Origin of the sequence: Nostocoides japonicum T1-X7 (assembly GCF_001046855.1) — a bacterium.
Classification (GTDB): domain Bacteria; phylum Actinomycetota; class Actinomycetes; order Actinomycetales; family Dermatophilaceae; genus Nostocoides; species Nostocoides japonicum.
Window position 1 is genome coordinate 564,362 of sequence record NZ_HF570958.1, and the last position, 19,574, is coordinate 583,935.

The 19,574-nt window shown below is 64.1% G+C and carries 13 protein-coding genes, 2 tRNA genes and 2 pseudogenes; 8 read left to right on the forward strand and 9 right to left on the reverse strand.

The window, feature by feature from the left end; translation table 11 throughout:
* From BN12_RS02550 to BN12_RS25980, 5 genes are all read left to right on the forward strand, one after another.
* Window positions 1-441, forward strand: a 441-nt coding sequence (locus BN12_RS02550) for a DUF3566 domain-containing protein (RefSeq protein ID WP_083454362.1), incomplete at its 5' end; no start/stop codon positions are given.
* Window positions 442-748: 307 nt separating this feature from the next.
* Window positions 749-822 (forward strand) — tRNA-Ile (locus BN12_RS02555).
* A 61-nt stretch (window positions 823-883) separates the two neighbouring features.
* Complete coding sequence (locus BN12_RS24255) at window positions 884-1,033, forward strand: DLW-39 family protein (RefSeq protein ID WP_157635310.1); 150 nt, start codon at window positions 884-886, stop codon at window positions 1,031-1,033.
* Window positions 1,034-1,070: 37 nt separating this feature from the next.
* Window positions 1,071-1,143 (forward strand) — tRNA-Ala (locus BN12_RS02560).
* A 43-nt stretch (window positions 1,144-1,186) separates the two neighbouring features.
* Window positions 1,187-1,390, forward strand: coding sequence for a hypothetical protein (locus BN12_RS25980; protein ID WP_048549891.1), 204 nt, complete (start codon window positions 1,187-1,189; stop codon window positions 1,388-1,390).
* Between the two features lie 360 nt (window positions 1,391-1,750).
* Here the strand turns inward: BN12_RS25980 and BN12_RS25985 are convergent.
* Together BN12_RS25985 and BN12_RS25990 are read right to left on the reverse strand one after the other, a co-directional pair.
* Window positions 1,751-2,125 (reverse strand): annotated as a pseudogene (locus BN12_RS25985) (recombinase family protein); the annotation flags it as partial.
* A 205-nt stretch (window positions 2,126-2,330) separates the two neighbouring features.
* A pseudogene (locus BN12_RS25990) lies at window positions 2,331-2,795 on the reverse strand (recombinase family protein); the annotation flags it as partial.
* A gap of 401 nt (window positions 2,796-3,196) precedes the next feature.
* On the opposite strand from BN12_RS25990, the gene BN12_RS02575 reads away from it, so the two are divergent.
* Window positions 3,197-3,895, forward strand: coding sequence for a hypothetical protein (locus BN12_RS02575; protein WP_048549893.1), 699 nt, complete (start codon window positions 3,197-3,199; stop codon window positions 3,893-3,895).
* A gap of 110 nt (window positions 3,896-4,005) precedes the next feature.
* Here the strand turns inward: BN12_RS02575 and BN12_RS02580 are convergent, their stop codons facing one another.
* Entirely contained in the window at window positions 4,006-5,343 is a 1,338-nt protein-coding gene (locus tag BN12_RS02580) for an ApeA N-terminal domain 1-containing protein (RefSeq protein WP_048549894.1), read from the reverse strand.
* A 442-nt stretch (window positions 5,344-5,785) separates the two neighbouring features.
* Here BN12_RS02580 and BN12_RS02585 point away from each other — a divergent pair, with 442 nt between their 5' ends.
* Window positions 5,786-8,485, forward strand: a complete 2,700-nt coding sequence (locus BN12_RS02585; RefSeq protein ID WP_048555916.1) for an AAA family ATPase — start codon at window positions 5,786-5,788, stop codon at window positions 8,483-8,485.
* 167 nt (window positions 8,486-8,652) lie between these two features.
* On the opposite strand, the gene BN12_RS02590 is transcribed toward BN12_RS02585, so the two are convergent.
* The 3 genes from BN12_RS02590 to BN12_RS02600 are packed head-to-tail and all read right to left on the reverse strand — an operon-like array spanning window position 8,653 to window position 14,554.
* Window positions 8,653-9,846 (reverse strand): GIY-YIG nuclease family protein, encoded by a 1,194-nt coding sequence (locus tag BN12_RS02590; protein WP_048549895.1) that lies wholly within the window; start codon window positions 9,844-9,846, stop codon window positions 8,653-8,655.
* Window positions 9,843-11,831 carry a DEAD/DEAH box helicase gene (locus BN12_RS02595; RefSeq protein WP_157635311.1) on the reverse strand — a complete coding sequence of 663 codons (1,989 nt, stop codon included), beginning with the start codon at window positions 11,829-11,831 and terminating at the stop codon, window positions 9,843-9,845. The genes BN12_RS02590 and BN12_RS02595 overlap by 4 nt, the downstream gene beginning before the upstream one ends.
* Window positions 11,828-14,554, reverse strand: coding sequence for a DNA methyltransferase (locus BN12_RS02600; RefSeq protein WP_048549896.1), 2,727 nt, complete (start codon window positions 14,552-14,554; stop codon window positions 11,828-11,830). Before BN12_RS02600 ends, BN12_RS02595 begins: the two co-directional genes overlap by 4 nt.
* A gap of 170 nt (window positions 14,555-14,724) precedes the next feature.
* On the opposite strand from BN12_RS02600, the gene BN12_RS02605 reads away from it, so the two are divergent.
* A complete protein-coding gene (locus BN12_RS02605; RefSeq protein ID WP_048549897.1) occupies window positions 14,725-15,258 on the forward strand; it encodes a PIN domain-containing protein in 534 nt (177 codons plus the stop codon).
* Here the strand turns inward: BN12_RS02605 and BN12_RS02610 are convergent.
* From BN12_RS02610 to BN12_RS02620, 3 genes are read right to left on the reverse strand one after another with little or no spacing between them, the layout of a single operon-like run.
* Window positions 15,239-16,996: an SAVED domain-containing protein gene (locus BN12_RS02610; RefSeq protein ID WP_200901127.1), complete on the reverse strand. Its 1,758-nt coding sequence runs from the start codon at window positions 16,994-16,996 to the stop codon at window positions 15,239-15,241. The two genes, BN12_RS02605 and BN12_RS02610, sit on opposite strands and share 20 nt — an antisense overlap.
* Before the next feature lie 11 nt (window positions 16,997-17,007).
* Entirely contained in the window at window positions 17,008-18,474 is a 1,467-nt protein-coding gene (locus BN12_RS02615; RefSeq protein ID WP_048549899.1) for a ThiF family adenylyltransferase, read from the reverse strand.
* On the reverse strand, window positions 18,471-19,481 hold the full coding sequence (locus BN12_RS02620; RefSeq protein WP_048549900.1) for a nucleotidyltransferase domain-containing protein: 1,011 nt from the start codon (window positions 19,479-19,481) through the stop codon (window positions 18,471-18,473). Before BN12_RS02620 ends, BN12_RS02615 begins: the two co-directional genes overlap by 4 nt.
* Window positions 19,482-19,574: the final 93 nt, after the last annotated feature.

Here is a 19,574-nt window from a genome sequence, read left to right on the forward strand (position 1 = left end):
CCCGCCGGTGCGGCAGCGGGATCGCCAACGGCGGCGCCCCGGCCGACGCGTCAGCAGGCGGCGGCCGCCGCCCGGGGCCGCCGGGTCAAGCTCACCGTCTCCCGCGTCGACCCGTGGTCGGCGATGAAGATGTCCTTCCTGCTCTCGGTGGCCATCGGCATCGCGATGGTCGTCATGGTCGCCGTCCTCTGGACGATCCTCGCGGGGATGGGCGTCTTCGACCAGATCGACTCGGTCATCACCCAAGTCCTCGCCGGAAGCGACACCAAGCCCTTCAGCATCAAGGACTTCGTCGGCTTCGGCCGGGTCGTCTCGCTGTCGATCGTCATCGCCGTCCTCGACGTCGTCATCATGACGGCCATCGCGACGCTCGGGGCGTTCCTCTACAACGTGTGCTCCGCCCTCGTCGGCGGCCTCCAGCTCACCCTGACCGACGACTGAGCGGAGCGACGCGTCGACCGGACGGCCTGTACCTCGACTTGGGGCTGCGCCGCTGGATCGAGGTATGCGGCGACCGTCTGACGGTGTTCTCGTACCTCGACCCGGGCGGTGCCGGCTGGGTCGAGGTATCCGTTGACGTCGTCGCCTGAACCCCTCCGGCACGTGCCGAGAAGATGTCGTCCCGGGACGACTCTGCCGACATCTTCTCGGCACGTGCGGGGTTGTCGTGGTCAGGTGCCGGCGAGACGCACCGTTTTTGAGGAGGGTGTGCCAGTGGGGTAACCTCGTCCGGCCGGATCCCGGCGGCGGGCCTATAGCTCAGACGGTTAGAGCGCTTCCCTGATAAGGAAGAGGTCACAGGTTCAAGTCCTGTTAGGCCCACCCCTAGTCCCTCGCAGACCCCGGAGTGGACGGCCATCCGGCGACACGGCAGGATCGAGACATGAAGAAGCTTCTCCTCGCAGCAGCAGCCGTCGCCGGAGCCGTCCTGGTCAACAAGAAGATGAAGGAACAGAAGGCCGAGCAGGAGCTGTGGGCCGAAGCCACGACTCCTCCGCCCGCGCCGCCGAGCTCGTCGTCGACCGACGGCTGAGCTCACCACCCGGGCCGGCGCAGGGCCGTCGGTCCTCGGGGCCATGGCGCAATTGGTAGCGCACCTGCTTTGCAAGCAGGGGGTTAGGGGTTCGAGTCCCCTTGGCTCCACCCAAAGTGTCTTACGGGAACACGCGACACGCGTAGGTTCGTCGTGTTCGTGTTCCGCCCCCTCTCGTTCGTCGTCGCCGTGCTCGTGTGCTTCGCGGATGATGGTGGCGAATGGCTCCGCGAGTCTCGGGCGGAGTTGTTCGTCGTCGGTGATGTCGAGCCGGGTGTAGAACGCTTGGTTCGCCAGCCGGCGGTCGGCGTCGCCGGATCGGGTGTAGGCGTGGTGCGCGTCGGTGAGCAGCCGTAGCGAGTCGTGCAGGAACGCTCGGCCTCCGGTGTGGTGCTCGTCGTGTTCCGCGAGACGCCGGTTCACGTCGGTCAGGCCCGCTCGGATGCGGTCTTGGTGTCGTTTCAGGGTGGGCAGGTCGATGGCGTCGGCGAAGTGCGCGGCGAGCAGCTTGTCACTCTCTGCTTCGAGCCTCGTCCGGTTGGCCATGAGGTCGGCTATCTCTTGGTCGCGGCCTGCCATCCGCTTGTCGAACGCGGCATCGACCTTGGCGGCGAGGTCGCGGTAGGTCGCGTCGCTGATCGTGATCGAGGCGTAGGAGTCCGCGACGAGGCGCTCGGCGACCGCGACGGGCACCGCCCGCCGTGTGCAACTGGTCTTCTTCGCGGCTCTGCCGGAGCAGACGAAGTAGGCGTAGGTGGCACCGCGGGGGTTGGTGGCGAAGTCGAGCAGCATTCGCGATCCGCAGGTGCCGCAGTGCAGCAGCCCTTTCAGGTGGTGCGCGTGCTGAACATGCCGGGTCATCCTCGCCGTCCGCGCCCGCAGCAGCGACTGCACCGTGTCGAACAAGGCCGGGTCGATGAGCGGTTCGTGCGCGCCCGGATGTAGGGCACCCTTGTAGCGGATCACGCCCGCGTAGTAGGGGTTCGTCAGCAACTTGTAGAGCGTGTTCTTCCCCAACGGCTTGGACGGGCGCTTCGGCGTCGGCACCGTGAGCAGCCCTCGTGCGGTGAGGTCGCACAGTAGCCCGGTCACGGAAGTCTCGGCCCTCGGCGTAGTGCTCGAACGCCCATCGGATGAGCGGGGCGCGTTCGGGATCGACCTCGACGGTGCGTATCTCGCGGCCCTGATCGTCGGCGCGACGGACGTTGAGGTAGCCGATCGGTGCGCGCATCGGGGTGCCGCCCTGGGCGACCTTCTGCGTCAGGCCTTTGGTGACTTCAGTGGCGAGGTTGCGGGAGTAGAACTCCGCGATGGAGGAGATGATGCCGTGCACGAGCATCCCCGAAGGCGTCTGGTCGATGGACTCGGTGGCGGAGACGAGGGTGACCCCGGCGCTGATGAGGGCTTCGTGAATCTTGACGTCGTCGGCGCGGTTGCGGGCGAGCCGGTCGAGCTTGTGGACGATGCAGAACTGCACCCGTGCCGTGGTGATGAACGCGAGCATGTCTTGCAGACCGTCACGATCCGCCGAGCGTGCCGACTCGCCCGCGTCCACGAACTCGTGGACGATTCGCGCGCCGAGTTCGTCGGCCTTGCGCTGGTTTGCCTCCCGCTGGGCGGGGATTGAGAAACCTTCCTCGGTGCCGCCGCGCTCGGCCTGCTCCCGGGTGGAGACGCGCAGATAGGAGACGGCCAGGAGCACGGGCTTGTCCCCGACGTGGTTGCCGGTCACGCCTGCCGGAGTGGGAGCGGCGATGGTCATGCGGTGCTCCTTCGTTGGTGCAGTGGCTCAGCCTCTACTTTGCCCCGTTCGTCTGACGCCGGGCCAAGACCGTCAGGTGTTGGGAGGCCGTAGGGGTCAGGTTCTCCGGCACGGTGCGCGTCGTAGCGAGCCTGGGCGATGTTCAGTACCCAGTCCACCAGCTTGTGCACGTCGGGCTCTGCCCGCCTTGTGACCCGGAGGCGCAGCCGCCCGGGATCATTCCGAGAGCCTGCCCCGAGCAAACCCCGGTCTCGCGCCGCGCGTTGTGGTCGCTGGACGTTGGTGGATCGGTTCGAGTCACTCATCTCTATCTCACGCGTTGGCAGATACGCCAGCAGATACCCACCGTACCACAGATATGGCGTAGCGGCCATTGCATGAGTTCATGTAGGATCGGGGATGTGATCGAGGATCTGGAGAGCGTGCCGTTGCTGGTGGCAGCGGACTTGCCTGCGGGCTGGCAGATGCCCGACGCTTCGCCCATTGACCCCGAACGCGACAGCACGACGATTGACAAGGCGCTCAAGTATGAGCAGTGGGTCGATCCCGCGCCGGGGCTGGATCGGAAGTTGAACTCCAGCCATAACAACACCGACTCCGGGCGCTGGTTCCTGATCCAGCACACCGAGTCGAACACCCGCGTGCTGCTGCGCCTGCAACGCCAGTACGTCCTGGACGAGGAACCCAAGGGCGAGGTACGGATCAGCGGGATCGTCTACCTGCCCGAGTGGGCAGGTGATCCCGTGGCAAGCCCGATGCTGCGCAACCTCCCGACCTCGCGGATCGAGGCGGCGATCAACCGCCGCCAGTTCGCCGTCACCGGAGCCACCCGGTTCGATGACGGCAGGTTGACGCTGCCGTCCGGTCGCGTCCTGCGTTCCAAGGACGTGATGAAGCCGTTGGGGAACCCGAAGCGCACCCCCGACTTCTACGAGGTCGTCGCGCTCCAGCACACCCGCCTCACCGACGACGGCGACCCGAACCCGACCGCGACGATGGCCCGGATCAGCACGGTGCCGCTCTCCACCGCCCAGGGCTGGGTCGCGCGTGCCCGCCGCAAAGGACTGCTCCCACCCGGACGTCGAGGCCGCGCCGGATAACCAGAGTGGTCATGACGGCGACGGGGGAGTTGAACTCCACCCGGCGCTGTTCGATCAGTTCACGCAGTGACCCGAGGGACTCCGGGTCCGCCCGGGTTTGGTGGCTGGACTCAGTCGATCGCCTCGAACTCACTCGCGAGCGGGTCGGTCGCGAGCCCCTGCCGAAGCGAATTAGCGGTTGCCCCAAGTTGCTGGGCGATCCAGTAGCGGAGGACGAGGAGATTCTCCCGAAGGGTGTTTAACATGACGAGGGAGTCTGGCTGGGGGCGATCGGGGTGCTTTGCGCCCATGTAGACATCGTCGGCTCGACCGATCCAGCCAGCCGTGTCGGTGAATGGCGACTCGGCAAGGTCATCGAGGATCACCTGGAGCGCGGGTTTGAAGTTCATCTGCTTGCGGGAGTTGAGATGAGCACTGGCGTTCTTCTTCGTATCGATCAGGTACCCGAGCGCCTCAAGGGCAATGCCGCTCTGTACCGCGCTCGCGTGGCTCCACACATGGTCGGAGCGAAGCACGCTGAGCAGAGGGCCGACGGCCTGGTAGTAGTCCGCACGGAGCTTCAGCCACCGGGCGACACCGCGAGGGCCAATTTCGATCCACGGGAACAGAAAGCGCGGTTCGTTTGCCCAGGGTTCGTGTCGTGGTAGCCGGTGTGTCGCAACGGACGACCACTTCTCGGACATCACTGTGCCGCCGGATCTCATGACAGGATCATCGGCACGAAGGACCTCGACCGTCGCGAAGCCGAAGGGTCGCCATGCTGCAAGAGAGACGAGGTCGAGCACGGCGCCGTGGAACTTGAGGTGGTCATCCCATCCTCGCGGCTGCGCGACATGGGTTTCCAACTTCACGCCTTCATAAGCAAGGAAGCTCCCGCGGGGGTTCTCCGTCCGCCAAGTCGACTTCATCGTCAGGTTGAGTGGCCTCGCGAGTTTCACCTCCGGCGCGTTGGTGAGCGTCATTTGCACAGACTGCACACGGTTCGACTTGTCCGTCGTGACGTCCACCTTCATGCTGCTGAGCCGTGTCCAGGCGGCGAGAGCTGGAACCTCCGTACGGAGGCCATTGATCCTGTCGTATTTCAACGACTGCCCGCCGAGGACGGCGTAGTTGGCAACGATCTGGCCCCGGCCTGCCTGGAAGCTGTTGTTCCAGCCGGTCGCTCGGCAGCCGACAAGCGTGACAGCTCCGGCGTGGTCATGCATGAGCAGCACCTTGGGTGGACGGTAGCTGTGCTTCGCGCGATCCGGGTCGTCGGCGAACATGATGCCGTGGGCCCACCACCGGGAGTAAGGATCATCTGATCCGAACATTCCCTGCAGTGGGACGGTGAGTTCGATCGCCTTGCCCGTGTCGCGGAGCATCACCGCGATCGAGTCGGTTTCCTCGTTGCCGTCGATGAACCATCCAAGACGCGGCTCGCCGACGACGAGTTCGTTCTGCGCCATTGTGACTCCTCCTGCGACCGGTGATCCATTCTCCCGACTGAGCACAGCGGAGAAGTAGCGGCACGCCCACTGCAAGTGCATGCCGCGGTCAGCGCAGCGGAGTCGTGGACCAGCGACCCGGCTTTGCGCCATCCGGCACGGCACGATCCAGCGAAGGCCGAGAAACGGGCGTCTGGAGCGGATTGGGCTACCGCAGCGTCCTCGGTGGAGATCCGGCAGGCCGCCCTTCGCAAGCTCGACCCACTCATTCAACACCGCCCTCGCGAACTTGCCCTCACCGTCCTTTGCCGCCATTTCTTCTCCTCACGTCTCTCTCCACCGCCCCTCTTCCCTCGTCATCCCGACCCGCATCAGGACCGATGTTCGATCCTGAATGAACGTAGACTAAGTGCCGTAGTTGCCAGTACACTAGTTAAGTACTGGTTGGTCGGAGGCGGTGGCGATGCATGGTGGGGTGATCCTGCTCCGGGGCGCTGGAGCTGACGCATGCCGTTGTGTCGAGGCCGACCGGTGCCGTGCCGATGATTACTACTTGGATGCGGAGGCAACGGTGGCGCAGTTCGCCGCGCTGGACGGCGAAGGCACAGTGCCCGCCGAGGTGAGCCTTCACCCTGCCGCGTATGCGGCCTGGGTGGACTGGACGAACCCGGTGACCGGGGAGCGGATGGACAAGCCTCGTCGTGCGGGGTCGGATCGGCGAGCTTCGCCCCGGTTCATGGAGATGGTCATCAACACCCCCAAGAGCTTGTCGATCGCCGCTGCCCTGCATCCGGAGGTGTCGGCAGCGTTGGATGCGGCGCAGCAGGACGCGCTGGCGGAGATTCGACGCTGGCTTGCCCGGCATTCGGGGACTCGCGTCGGCTCGCTGGGGGCACAAGAGGTCGTACCCGTCGAGAGTATGCAGGTGGTGGGGATCGCGCACCGCACGTCCCGGGCGGGAGACCCGCACCGGCATATCCACATGCAGATCGGCACCCGCATCTGGGCGGTCGGGAAGTGGCGAGGCCTGGACAACGGAGCACTCTTCAAACAGCAAGGCGTAATCCGTGCCTCCGGTGATCCCCTCGTTGTGGTGGAGGGCGCGGCGGGTAGTGGGAAGACGAGCATGCTCGCCACCGCGATCAAAGCCGCCGAACACGAGGGGCGTTCGGTGCGGGTGGTCGCCCCCACGAAGAAGGCCGCCGAGGTCGCCCACCAGGTCCTCGGTGTGCCCGCGGATTCGGTGGCCGCGCTGGTGTATGCGCACGGGTGGCGGTGGAACAGTGACGGGGTATGGACACGCCTCACCCCCGGTGACATCGACTCGGTGACCGGCGGCACCTACACCAACCCACCCGAGACGGCACGGCTGCGCGCTGGGGAGCGGGTCGTGGTGGATGAGGCCGGGATGCTCGACCAAGACAGCGCCCTCGCCCTGTTCGCCCTCGCCACCGAACAGGGTGCAACCCTCGCCCTGGTCGGCGACCGCGCGCAACTGCCCGCGGTCGGCCGCGGCGGGGTCCTGGACATGGCTGCAACCATGCGGGGCCGCAGCATCGACATGACAGTGGTCCACCGGTTCACTGATCCGACCTACGCCGACCTCACCCTCCGGCTGCGCGACCGGGACGATCCCGCCGCGATCCTCGACCGGCTCTACGCGCTCGGGTTGATCCGCCTGTACCCCGACACCGGAAACCTGCACGAGCACATCGCTGCGCACCGGGCGGACGGAGAGGCGGTCACGGTCGCCACCAACGAGCAGGCCACCGACCTGAACCAGCGCATCCGCGACACGCGCGTGCAAGCCGGGATCGTGGATGATCAGATAACCGCCACCGGATCGGACGGGCTGCCGATCGGGCGAGGCGACCTGATCCAGACCCGCAAGAACGACACCAGCCTGGGCGTGGCGAACCTGCAGCAATGGATCGTGTGCCACGTCGCCCAAGACGGAGAGGTATGGGCGGTCGAAGCAAGCAGCGACCGCAAACGCGCGCACACGGTGCGGCTACCCGCCGGGTACGTGACCGAGCACACGCACCTGTCGTATGCCTCCACCGCCTACGGGGTACAAGGCATCACCACTGGCAGGTCGCACACGATCCTGACCGACGCCATGAGCGGAGCCGCGGTCTACGTCGGCATGACCCGCGGCACGGACGAGAACCAGTTGCACATCATCGCCGAGAGCCTGCCCGCCGCGCGTGAGCAGTTCATCGACGCCGTGCAGCGCGACCGCGCCGACCGCGGCCTGCCCGACGCCACCCAGCACGCGGCCCAGGCGGTGCGCGGCCTGGTGGAGGATGGCCCCGTAAAGGCCGTCAAGGCGGAAATAGCCGCCCTCACCACACGAGCCGAACGTGCGGAACAACGGGCAGCCTTGTGGCAGCAAGCCGCCGACGCGCTCACCGACCTCTACGCGCAGCAACATCACGAGCGCGAGCAAGCACGTTACGCCACCGGGGCGGCCAAGCAGAACCTCGACGCCGTGCGCGCCCACGTCGCCAGACCCCTCACCAAGCAGGCATCGCACGCACCGGCTCAGTGGCGGGACGCCGACACCGCCCAGCGCACCGCCCGCGACCGCCTGGCGACGGCCGGTAGGTTCGGGAAGCGTCGAGCCACCAGCGTGTACGACACCGCGAGAGTCCGCGCGCGCCACGCGGAACGACAATTGACCAGGGAATGGGGTGAGCCGCCCCGGTGGAACGAGGACCAGGTCACATGGGGGGATCGCGCCATCCGGCCCCGGATTGACGCCGACCAGCGCGTGATCGACGCCGCCGTGCAGTACGAGGCCGCGACGAAGGCCCTTAACGCCGCACTCCGACCCGATGACCTGCTACACCTGCGCATCTACGCCCGTATCTTCGGCGCGCAGACCGTGACGAAGAACCCGGCGGCCTACCTCAACACCCGACCCGCCAGCCGGGTCGAGGACGCGACACGGACAGCGGAGCAGGCCCGAGCCGAAATCGCGGCACTACGCTCCCTGACCCCGACCGAAGCCGTCGAACGGATCAACCAGACCCGAGCCACCGAGCACGCGCTACCGCAGGCCGCCGAACATGCCTTCAACGAACACCAGCACCAGTTGCCCGACAGGTCGCATGTGCGCGACAGCGGCCCTTGCTACGACGAGCCTGGCCTGATCCGATGACCACGGCACCATGAGCCGTAACCGGCCCCCGAGCATATCGGCACCTTACCGCACCTCGCTGACGGTACGCTCACCAGGATCACCGGCAGCGAAGTATGAGGTGCCCACAGAGGAGACATCCACACGGCGGGCACCTTCCCCTGACCTTGGCAAGAGATTGCTCCGTGTCAGCCGCGCTCGACGAACCTCTGGACCTTCGGGTTGTAGACGTAGTCGACGATGTCTCCCGACATGATTAGGTCGATCGCCTGGTCGATCACGTTCAGCGGGACGACGAACCACTCCGATGGATCGTAGTCGCGACCCTTGCGGTCGGCCTGGGTGAGGTTTAACCGCACATCTGCGAAGACTCGATGTAGGAGGTTCTCCAGAGCCGAGGTCTTGAGGTTGTAGGTCCGATAGCTCGCCACGATGTCGACGGAGGCCATCAGGTATGTCGGAGAGGTCGCGGCGTTCTTGATCCGCTGCTCGACCGGGCCGCGGGAGAATCCGATCTTGTGCAGATCCTTGATACCGGCGATCTGCGGATCATCGCTGCGTGACCGGAGCACATAGATGTAGCCGCTGACCTCGTCGTCAGTGAGGATCTCGGGCAGCTCGGTCTGCACGACGATTTGGCCGTCCTCGTCGCTCAGCCTGATCCCGAGTGACTGCCGGTACATCGATGACTCGGTGCCGTTCTCGAAGATGCAGCGCAGACGTTCGCGCTTGTTCTCGCGGACCGTTGTCTTCTTGTACTCGGTCTCGCCCACCTCGGCGATGAACAGCATGACGCCGTTGAGCACGAAGAACGCGCCGGGGACGACCTGTGCCAGACCGGGGTATGGCAGCAGCTTGCACGCGCCTGCCCGGAGCTCCGCGTGCTTCTGATTGAACATCGGTTCGAACTGCTCAAAGTCTTCGGACTTGTGACGGCGCGCAGCATCCGCACCCTCGTAGACCTGACGACGCGCCGGCAGGTCGGACACGTCCAGCAGCCCTGAATCGTCGCCGAGGAGATCGAGGTCGTCCGTTTCCAGCAGGTCGTCGAGGGACGCAGGTGCTTCGGGTGTCTCGAGCAGGTCGAATTCGTCGAGCGGTTTGAGCGCCTCGATCTTCTTCTCGTCCGCGAGGATGCCATCCAGTCGTGCACCGAGCTTGCGCTCGGCGATCTCTCGCGTCGTTGAGCTCGGAACCCGGCCGTGAGTGCGTCGAAACTCTACGATCTCCAGGAACGCCCGCTCCAGTCGATCGGTCGAGGTGACCTTCTTCGGCTTCGCCGGTGTGTCCAGCAGACCGTCGGTATCGGAGTCGATCAGCACTTGAATGTCGATGGCCGGGAACGACACGTCAACGGGTCCGAGACCCTTGTCGCTGGTCATGACTCATCCGCCAGTCGGGCCGCCTTCTGCCTGCCAAGGTGTTGTTGCTTCTTCCGCTGCAAGAACAGCAGCACCTCCGCGTACCTCTTCTCGGTCGGGTCCTCGGACCGCACATCAGGCTTACGCCCGCCGTTGACCTTGGCCCATGCCTGGATTTTCGGCCAGGTCGCGAGGGCTTCCTCGTCGGTGACCTCGAGACGGGTCGCGGTGATTGCGTCGGAGATGATCCGTAGTACCGACGGCGTGACGGACTTGGACATGATCTCGAAGGCCCGCTGGAACGGGTTGATCGAGTCGATGAGGTTGATGTTGATGTCGTCGATGTTCACGAACTTCTCGGACATCTTGATGAACCGCTTGTCGCCGACCTCGCGGACTTCGCCGTTCTTGATCACCGAGTCCACGACGACCTGCTGGCGCAGTTCCTCCACCTGGGACTCGTCGAGGTCGGGGTACCGCTCGCGGATGATCTTCGGTATCAGCACCTTGTTTGTGGTCTCGGGGTCGACCGAGCCGGCGGCCGCCTTTGCAAAGGTGTCGTCCTGCAGGATCGTGGCCTTGAGATCGTTGAGGTCGGTCTCGACGATCTGCTTGATCCTGGGCGTCGATGGCTCCTTGAAGCCCTTGATCTTGATGACACCCGGCGGGGTCGGTTCGCCATCGTCGGTGCGCTTGGTCTTGAACTCGAAGTTCTGCGCGAGCACCTGCTCCATCAGCAGCGACGCGGTTATGGCCTTGAGCATGTTGTTCACCGACACCTTCACCTCGCCCTGGGAGGCGTCCGGCTCGGCGATCAGGTTCGTGAACTGGGCGTGCTCCTTGCCCGGGCTGTCGCGGGTCACCCGACCGATGATCTGGATGACCTCGGTCAGTGACGCCCGGTAGCCGACGGTGAGAGCGTGCTCGGCGAACGGCCAGTCGAAGCCCTCCTTCGCCATCCCGAGTGCAAGGATCACGTCCACGGCATCGCGATCCTTGGATGCGACCGTGGCGACGTAGTGCAGGGTGTCGGCGCGTCTCTTCTGGTCGGTGTCGTCCACCAGGTCGGCGAGGAGCAACGTCTCGCCAGTGTCGGATCGGCGGATGCTGATGATCCCGGTCTCGGGGTCGGTGGCCTCGACCTGGCCGATCGAGTCAATGATGAACCCGACTTCCTCGATCTTGTCTTTGGTGGACTCGCCGGAGTTCACGTTCGGGATGTGGATGAGTGTCTTCTTGTCCAGATCGAAGACCTCGCCGATCGCTTCGGTGTAGCGGCCCTGGTAGAAGTGGTGTCCGATCCCGAGCGAGTGCAGGTATTCGTAGCCGTTGAGCTGGTCGTAGTAGTTGAACGTGACCGGTGTGAACAGGGCCTCGTCCTCGGCTGACAGCACCGGAACCGAGTCACCGCGGAAGTACGAGCCGGTCATCGCCACGATGTGCACGTCGGAGCCGCTCATGACCTCCCGCAGCAGCGCGCCGAGACGGCTGGCCTCGACGTCGGCGGACACGTGGTGGAACTCGTCGATCGCCAGCACGGTGCCGTTGAACGCGTCGGGGGCGAGTTTCTCGAATGCGAACCGCAGAGTCGCGTGAGTACAGATCAGGACCGCGTCGGGCCCGTTCAGGAAGTCGATGAACGCACCGACCTTGCCCTGCGACGAACCGGGATCGCAGAGGTTGTGCTCCGGCTTGACCTCCCAATCGGCGAAGAAACCATTCTCAGTCAGGTTCGTCGACGCGAAAGACGCCCCGATCGAACGCTCCGGAACAGCGACGATGACCTTCTTGCGGCCCTGGTTGTAGAGCTTGTCGAGGCCGACGAACATCAACGCGCGCGATTTGCCCGAGGCCGGCGGCGCTTTGACCAGCAGATGCTGAGCGTCACGCTTGGCGAACACACGCGCCTGCATCTCCCGCATGCCCATCGCATCCGTGTGCACCGACGCGCCGGTGCGCGCATATGTCACATTGACGACGTTGGCAGGCTTCTTGATCGCGTTCACTTCCGCACACCTCTCGTCTTACTCACAGGAGCTTTCGCAGCCTCTTCGGCGGTCATCTCCTCGTACAGGGCAAAGAGATCCGACAATCGCTGCTCATCGGTCTCGTACTCGCGCTTCGAGTAGATCGAGTCGACCAGTCGGTCGACCTCGGCATGGGCCGCCCGTAGGTCCTCTGGCATCAGGTCTGGGTCATACAACCCTGCGAGAGTCTTCTCACAGTGGTACTCGCGCACATCCAATACCCGCAGAGCCGCAATTGTAAGCTGCTCCTTCATCGCATCCGAGAGAGCTGGAACCGGGAAGTTGTTGTAGACGATCGTGTTGGAGTAACGAAAGTCCGTCTTCATCCGACCGCCAACCGCCCGCATCCAAACCATGTGCATCGCTGACGTCAACAGCGCGAACACCCAGGGTTCTGCGTCGTAAACAGCGAAGGCGGCATCGGAGATCACGGTATCTGGCCCGAGGTAGCCCATAGGCATATATGGGCGACGCTCGGAAGACACGCGTGGGACAATGATCGAGTCGGTCGGCTTGTAGCTGATCTGGACAAACCGGTAAGGCCGTGACGCGTAGCCTGCGGTGCTCGAAGCCTTGCTCTCCTTGCGTTCTGCGCTAACCTTTGCGAGGCGTGGCGCGATGGCGGGGATTCGAGCGGCCCTCTCAGCCGAATCATCAGAAATCCACAAGCAATAGCGTTCGCCATCGTTGATGGCCTCGGAGGAGCCCATATAGCGCTTAATGAACTGGTCGCTGCGAGGGTCGGCAGCGATCATGTCTGCACGCTCGACAGGCGACAGGATCAGTCCACCGCCATCGCGAGGCATTGACCCGAACACCATCTCGGGCCGAGACGCGCCTAAAGGTCTACTGCGGCGTTCAATAACAACGTTGGCACCGTCGGTAAGATAGCCATTAATGTTCTTCGCGGCGATCTGGAGGCCACCAGTGTAAAGATACTTTGGCTCGCTCGACCGATTGCGGAGGCTGATGACTGCGACCGTCACACCCGCGTTGTGTTTCGCGTTGTTTTCCCACTTGAATGAGGTGTAAGCGAATCCAATCTCGATGTCGTTGGCGAAGATCATCGGGAACATCAATCCAACATGCTCACCCTGGGACACCGAGTTTGTGGTGACGAAGGCCAACTCCGCGCGTGTTCCTGCAATGTAGTCAGCGCCCTTTACGAACCAGAGAGCAATGTAGTCAAGGTTCTTGTTAAAGGGGCGACTGCGGAACACAAAGTCGTAGTCAGCTTTCTGATCCTTGGTTTGGGTCTTTGCTCCGGCATAGGGAGGATTTCCGATCAAATAGATCTCCGTCGCTCCGCCGTTCGGGCAGACGTCGTTCCAGTCGATCCTGGTCGCGTTGCCATGCCGGATCTGTCCTGTCTCCTTCAATGGGATCAGCGGGATCGAGACGTTGAACTTCTCCTTGAACTCGGTGTTCATCTGATGTTTCGCGAGCCACAGAGACAGGATTGCAACCTCGGCGGCGAAGTCGGCGATCTCGATGCCGTAGAAGTTCTCGATGTTGATTCTCGACTGCGCAAATAGCACCTGATGCTTGGAATCGAGTTCGGCGAGCCGCTCCAGGATCGCGTGCTCGAGCTTGCGCAGCTCCTTGTAGGCGATGACCAGGAAGTTTCCGGAGCCACAGGCCGGGTCGAACACCTTGATCGCGCTGATGCGGTCGAGCAGCGCTTCGAGCTTTCGGACGGAGTCGTAGCAGGAGTCGAACTGTTCGCGCAGCCCGTCCAGGAACAGCGGTTCGATCGTCTTCAGGATGTTCGGCACCGAGGTGTAGTGCTGCCCGAGATCGCTGCGCTCGTTGGGGTCGACGACCGCTTGGAACATCGACCCGAAGATGTCGGGGTTGATCTGGCTCCAGTCCAGGGTGCCCAGGGCGATCAGCAGATCCCGCGCCGCCTGCGTGAACGCCGGCACCGTCTGGTCCGAGTCCATCCGGAACAGCCGACCGTTGACGTACGGAAAGGCCGTCAAGTACACCGGCACGGGATCGGCTGAGCGGTCATCGGTATCCAGGGCCTCGAACAGCGCGCCGAGGAAAGCGTCCATGTCCGACCCATCACGCTGTGTGTGGGAGCCGACGGACGTCGTGAACTGGCCCTCGTCGAAGATCCCGGTGTCCTCTGCAAAGAAGCAGAACAGCAGCCTGGTGAAGAACACGTTCAGTGAGTGCCGGCCGGTCGGGCGTTCGAGCAGGCCGGGGTTGGCCGCGAGCAGCTCGTCGAAGAGCTTGCCCATCCGCTCCGCAGCTTTGACATCGGCGTGTGCCTCCGTCACGTACTGCGCCTTCTCCATCCCAGCCCAGGGCAGGAAAAAGGTGAAGTGCTGGTCGATGTCCCGGATGGGGATCATCAGGTTCTCGCCGGTCTTGATGTCGACGGCGAGCAACTCGTCGTAGTTCGTGACGATCACGAAGCGCGTGCGGTAGCGAACGACGGCCGGCGATGTCTTGAGCTCGTCGATCACGGCGAGCGGGTCCCCAGTGGTCTCCTTGAAGTAGACGACGTTCTTCTGCGCGACCTCGGTCTCCGGGTCGTCCGCGACGTTGAGCGAGCCTGTGCGCAGGCGGGTGACGTTGCCCTGCGGCTTGCCGTACGCCAGGAGCAGCTCGAAGATGAACTCGCGGTCATACGAGTCGCGTCCTCCGAGCGCGGCGATACGCTGCTCCACGGCCTTGAGGTTCAGTCTCACCATCGAAGTATCTCGTGTTCGAGACAGATTACATCGGCGACATCCGCTATGCCGAACGTTCGGCAGTCGGTCAAGGTCGGGACAGTTCATGCCGACATCCGTGGACTCGAAGCCTCGGAGTATGTGGGTGGTGGAGATCCGCGGTTGTCTCACCTCACCGTTAGCATCCGAGGATGACCACGTCCGGCGACTCCCTCGCGATCCACCCCTTCGACCGTCATCGCGTGGTCGCGGTGGTCGACGCGAACGCTGTTCTGAGCGCGGTCGACCACACCGCCCGGACAGGCCGTCCGACACGACTGATCGCCATGCGGCAGGGCCGGTCTTTCTTGCTGTACGCCGCCGAAAACGTCTACGCTGAGGTGTACGAGTGGATGCCCAAGTTCGTGACGGGACGTCCCGGTGCGGCGAGCTTGGCAGAGCTGACCGAAGTTTACGAGAAGAGGTACCTGCCGATCATTCGGTTCGTCCGCATAAGCGACACCGATCGCGACCTACCCAGGGTGCTGTCCATACCCGACCCTGACGACGTCCCCTCCGGACTACTGGCCGAGCTGTTATCGCTTATGCATGGTGTTTTCGAGCGACAAGCATCTGAAGCGGCCCGGATACGCCCCAGGAGAGGAGCCCATCAGCCGATCGCGATGGGACGTTGTCCCACCAGTGCCGGGTCGAGTAAGGGAGCCGTCATGCGAGCACGTCAGTGATCGGTCCGTGTGTCACGCCGGGATCAAGGGTGATGACTGGCTTATATCGTGGGCCGCCGTTCGCATTGCCGTCCCACTCGTAGACGACGGTTTGCAGGGTGTTGAGGTGACGCCCGACGAGTATCGCCATTGTGTATGGTCCGTGGAAGGCGAGGTGCACCTCGGCGCGCCCTTGGCTGGCGGACAATCTCTTGATCTGCTGCGCCACGGCTGCACTCAGGCGAGCTGCCTCTCTTGGGTCGATGCGCTCGGAACCTGCAACCGACACGACCTCGGCCGCGGTGAAGCGGTCGGCAGATTCGGTCACAAGCCGCTCGAACGCAGTCCGATCCGGTTCTGAAGTCAAGGTCACGAAGATCGCGACGCGAGGCTCGGTTTCCGGCGCTTCATCGTGTTCGACCTGAACCGTCTCGATCGTCAAGTTGGTGCTGTATGGGTCGTCGTCTGGCGCGATTGATCGCCAGGCATTGTCCTTGACATCGAGCACCACCGCGTTGCCGAACTTTGTTTCAGGTAGTGCCGCTCCCAGTGCGAGTCCGACTGACAGGTGGGCTCCGCCAGATATGCGTATGCACTTCGCACCGGCCGCGAACACAGCATCGCTGATCAGCGGGAGAGTCGTTCGCAAGAGTTCCAGCCCTGCTTGCGAGGGGAGCCGCCCGTCGTCTGAGGGCTTGACACGGATGTGGAGGTCGTCCTCATCGGCGTCGATGGCGAACGGGGCTGGGCGGCTTTGCACCCGGATGGTGAAATCTCGGCTCTCTTCGCGGATTACAGGCTTGCGTTGTTCGATGCGGTGCATAAGGAGGTCTCGCGCAATCTCGACCTCGCCGGACGGTTCGAGCATGTTGGCCTGCTTCTTGTCGGCCAGAGTTCGTGCTGGCGCGAGCCGCAAGAGCCGGTCCGGAGCGTCGTAGTCACACTTTGACTCGCTTCCCACTCGGGCGACCTTGTTCGCGATGCAGAGGCTGAATGCGGGATCAGCGTCGAGCTGGAGCAAGCGAGGTAGCTCTCGTTCGCGAACGATGTCGCTGTCAGCGATGTCAGGCGTCACGACGAGCACGCCTGCCGAGAGTCCCGTGGTGAGGGCCTGTTCGAGGCGGTCGGTGGTCGTGCCCGGCCGCAGATCGGTGCGGTCCCTCCATACGACGAGGCCGGCGGCTCGAAGCAGATCCTCCAGTGACTCCGCTTGCGGCGTTCCGTCTGACTGGCGGTAGGAGATGAACACGGGGCCGTCGCCCCGAACAGCACCGTCAGGTAGCGGCCCCAGTGACTCGAACCTTGGCGGTGGGAGGGATACCGTCGCCTTCCGCGTTACGGTGCGTCCAAGCCGCCCGCGCCCGGCGATGAGCCCGAAGAACTCGTCACCTTTCCCGCGGGCGTAGACGAGCAGCGCTATCGGGCTGTGGCTGACTTTGGCGATCGCGCGCATGGCGGCATGGTCGGTCGGACTGGGGCCAGATGGAGCGGGATGGTTGTGCCACTCGCCGACATAGCCGACTGGATCGTCATCGGCGCGCTGCGCCAGAAACTCCGCGAGGGCTGCGTTTGCGCGAACATCATCGCGGACGTATCTGTCCGTGGTTGACCCGTGCCCGCCAACGGTCAGGGCGTGGGTGACTACTACGTTGCTGTCCTCTCGGTAGCCGAGGAGGATGCCACCGGCTTCGCGCGGTAGGCACTTCGCTGTCTCCGATGCGATGGTCTCATGTGCGGCAGCTTGCAGGTCGATGCGCACGGGTGGCCGAGTCACTCGCGAGTCCTTATCGTGCCGATGGGAAGATTCCGCACTTCTCCGGCCGGGTGGAGGGGGAGCCCGACGAGCAGACCGATCACGTGCCGCACCGATGCTGCGGCAGCTTCGACCACGACGTACGGGGGTGTTGGGGAGATCGGACTGCCGCACCCGGCTTCGAACACTTCCCGTCTTGGCAGGTCTGTCTCGGAGGTCGAGGGCGGTAGAGGATCGGACCCGTCGAGTGATGGCAGCAAGTCGATGCGGTAGCGCGCGCCGTCGTTCTGTATCACTGCCGAGACGATCTGCTTCGACAATGACCGAGCACTGACATGGAGCAGCGCGGTGGTGGCGAAGTCGGCGGTGGCATCGACCACGAGATCGTGGCTCCCTACGAGGCCAATAGCCTGGTCACCGGAGGTCAGCGCTTCGTCGATCACGTCTATCCGGTCGGCCGCAATCGCCTCGCGTGCGATCAAGTGTTGCTTGACAGCCTTGACCTTCGACAGCCCGATCGCTTCAGGGCCGACGAGGTGACGGACGAGGTTCCCCGGCATGACGACATCGCCGTCCACGAGGGTCAGGTGACGGATGCCCGACCGCACAAGCATGTCTGCGATGAACGAGCCGAGCGCTCCGACGCCGACGATCGCAACCCGACACTCGCGGAGTTCGGGTGCCAGCAGACCTGCGCGGGCCGACTTGGCAGCATCCGTGTCGGCACCCGACCGCAGGCGTCTGACCGCGGTGCCCCCACCAACAGTGGGCCAGACCTCCAGCACGATCGCGCCGTCGTGGGAGCCACGCAAATAGATGAGCACCACGATCTCGACCGAGTGATTGCGAATCCTGCGGTCCAAGTCCACGCCGGGGTCGATACGAGCAGCGACGTCATCCCATGATCTCGGTGGGACGTCCACGCCGCCCAGATCTGCGACGTATCCGAAACGGTCCTTGATGTGCTTGGTGTTCTTCGTCGGTCGGGTGCCGCCGCCAATCCGCATCGTGTTGTTCTTGGCTGGGCGGAACCGCACGAATCCGTTGCGATATCGGGGAAGGTCATCGTAGAGATACAGGCGTTCATCCTCGGACGGCCTGAAGTATCGGTCGAGGTCAAGGTCGGGTCGGTCGTTGGGCCAGCCTGCGCCCGCTTGCTCGAACCAGGCCGTGACGTGTTCGAGGAACGAGGAGGCATCGGTCCACCACAGTCCCCCATGATCGTCTTCCGCGACCAGGCACAGCGCACCATCCAGTTCCCGGTGCCAGGACCAGGAAGCCGCATCGGGGTCGACCGGCGCGACCCGCGGCGGCTGGAACGGGTAACGCGAACGCAGGGTGATCAGAACCTCTGTCGTTCCGTCAGAGTGAAGGATCGGTCCTTGCCAACCAGTGTCGACCTCGGAGAAGCCGGCGCGGATCAGGCCTTCCTCGAAGTGCTGACGTGAGTAGGTGACGTACTCGTCGTACTCAGCAGCAGTCACCCGAAGGTCCTCGTGCCCGCCGGGACCACCCGCGCACCGGCGGAGATTGCGGACTCGCGTTTCGTCCCGTCATCGTTGAATCCAGCCGGCATCGGGAACACGGTCTCGTCGTCACCGTTCTTGCCGAGAAGCTTTCGAAACGTCAGCGCTGCCTTGCCCTCGTCCTCCTCGTCGAGCGCGCCACGTGCAGCTTCCGCTGCGTCAGCGAAACGGGTCCTGGCTGCGTCCAGTTCGTCATCGGTCGCGCGAATGCTGATCGTGTGCCCGGTCAGCGTGGGATCGTTCACCCCGATGCCGTAGCTGACGTAGTTCCCGATGATCTTGCTGACTTCCTCGAGGGCCGAGACGTAGTACTCAGCCTGGTCGCTGCCCGATACCAGACCGGAGACGAACGCTTGGTACGTCGCCACCTCGATGAAGAACCCGCCCGGCTTCTTACCGACGCCAAGTAGGGAGCGCCGGGTCTGACGGAGCAGCTTGACTGTCGGAACGTAATAGCCGTCGTGGGCCGTGTTCATCTCGCTCGACAGTGACGTGAGCTTCTCAGGGTTGGTGCGCACCCACTTGTCCGCATCGCCCTTCTGCGGAATCTCCCACGTCTCGCCGTCCCAGTACGGGCGGGCAGGCACGGCATCGACATATAGGTCGTACTCCGGGAACGACACCTGCAGACTGCGATCCCGACGCTTGGTCCGTCGGTGTCCGTCGGCGTCGCTGCCGAACTCCGCGTGCAACACGGTGAAGAACCGGTCGAGGATGTCCTTGGAGGTGACGTCGCTCGGCACATCGGGGAGTCGCACGAACACGTCAACGTCCTTGACCCGCCTGATCGACACGCTCCTCTTGTATGAGCCGATGAGCACGGGGCTCACTCCATACTCGGTGAGCTTCGCGTCTGCTTGGAGCGCATCACGCACCAGCTGGTGCGCCTCTGGCGCGTTGGCCTTGTCATCGCCGGGCTCGATGGAGCTCAGCGCGTCCTTGAACTGCTGCTTGAGGTGAGCCATCGGGCCCTCCGATCCTCTTGTCACTGTCTTGGGTTCAAATGAGCCTGCCCCGCACCACCGACATCGCGAGGCAGACACCAGGGTGTCGCTGAC

Bases quoted from the DNA above. Each gene is read 5' to 3' on its own strand.
- BN12_RS24255 (WP_157635310.1), top strand. From the start codon at position 884: ATGAAGAAGCTTCTCCTCGCAGCAGCAGCCGTCGCCGGAGCCGTCCTG.
- BN12_RS02605 (WP_048549897.1), top strand. From the start codon at position 14,725: ATGACCACGTCCGGCGACTCCCTCGCGATCCACCCCTTCGACCGTCAT.
- BN12_RS02620 (WP_048549900.1), bottom strand. From the start codon at position 19,481: ATGGCTCACCTCAAGCAGCAGTTCAAGGACGCGCTGAGCTCCATCGAG.
- BN12_RS02585 (WP_048555916.1), top strand. From the start codon at position 5,786: ATGCATGGTGGGGTGATCCTGCTCCGGGGCGCTGGAGCTGACGCATGC.
- BN12_RS02590 (WP_048549895.1), bottom strand. From the start codon at position 9,846: ATGACCAGCGACAAGGGTCTCGGACCCGTTGACGTGTCGTTCCCGGCC.
- BN12_RS02600 (WP_048549896.1), bottom strand. From the start codon at position 14,554: ATGGTGAGACTGAACCTCAAGGCCGTGGAGCAGCGTATCGCCGCGCTC.
- BN12_RS02580 (WP_048549894.1), bottom strand. From the start codon at position 5,343: ATGGCGCAGAACGAACTCGTCGTCGGCGAGCCGCGTCTTGGATGGTTC.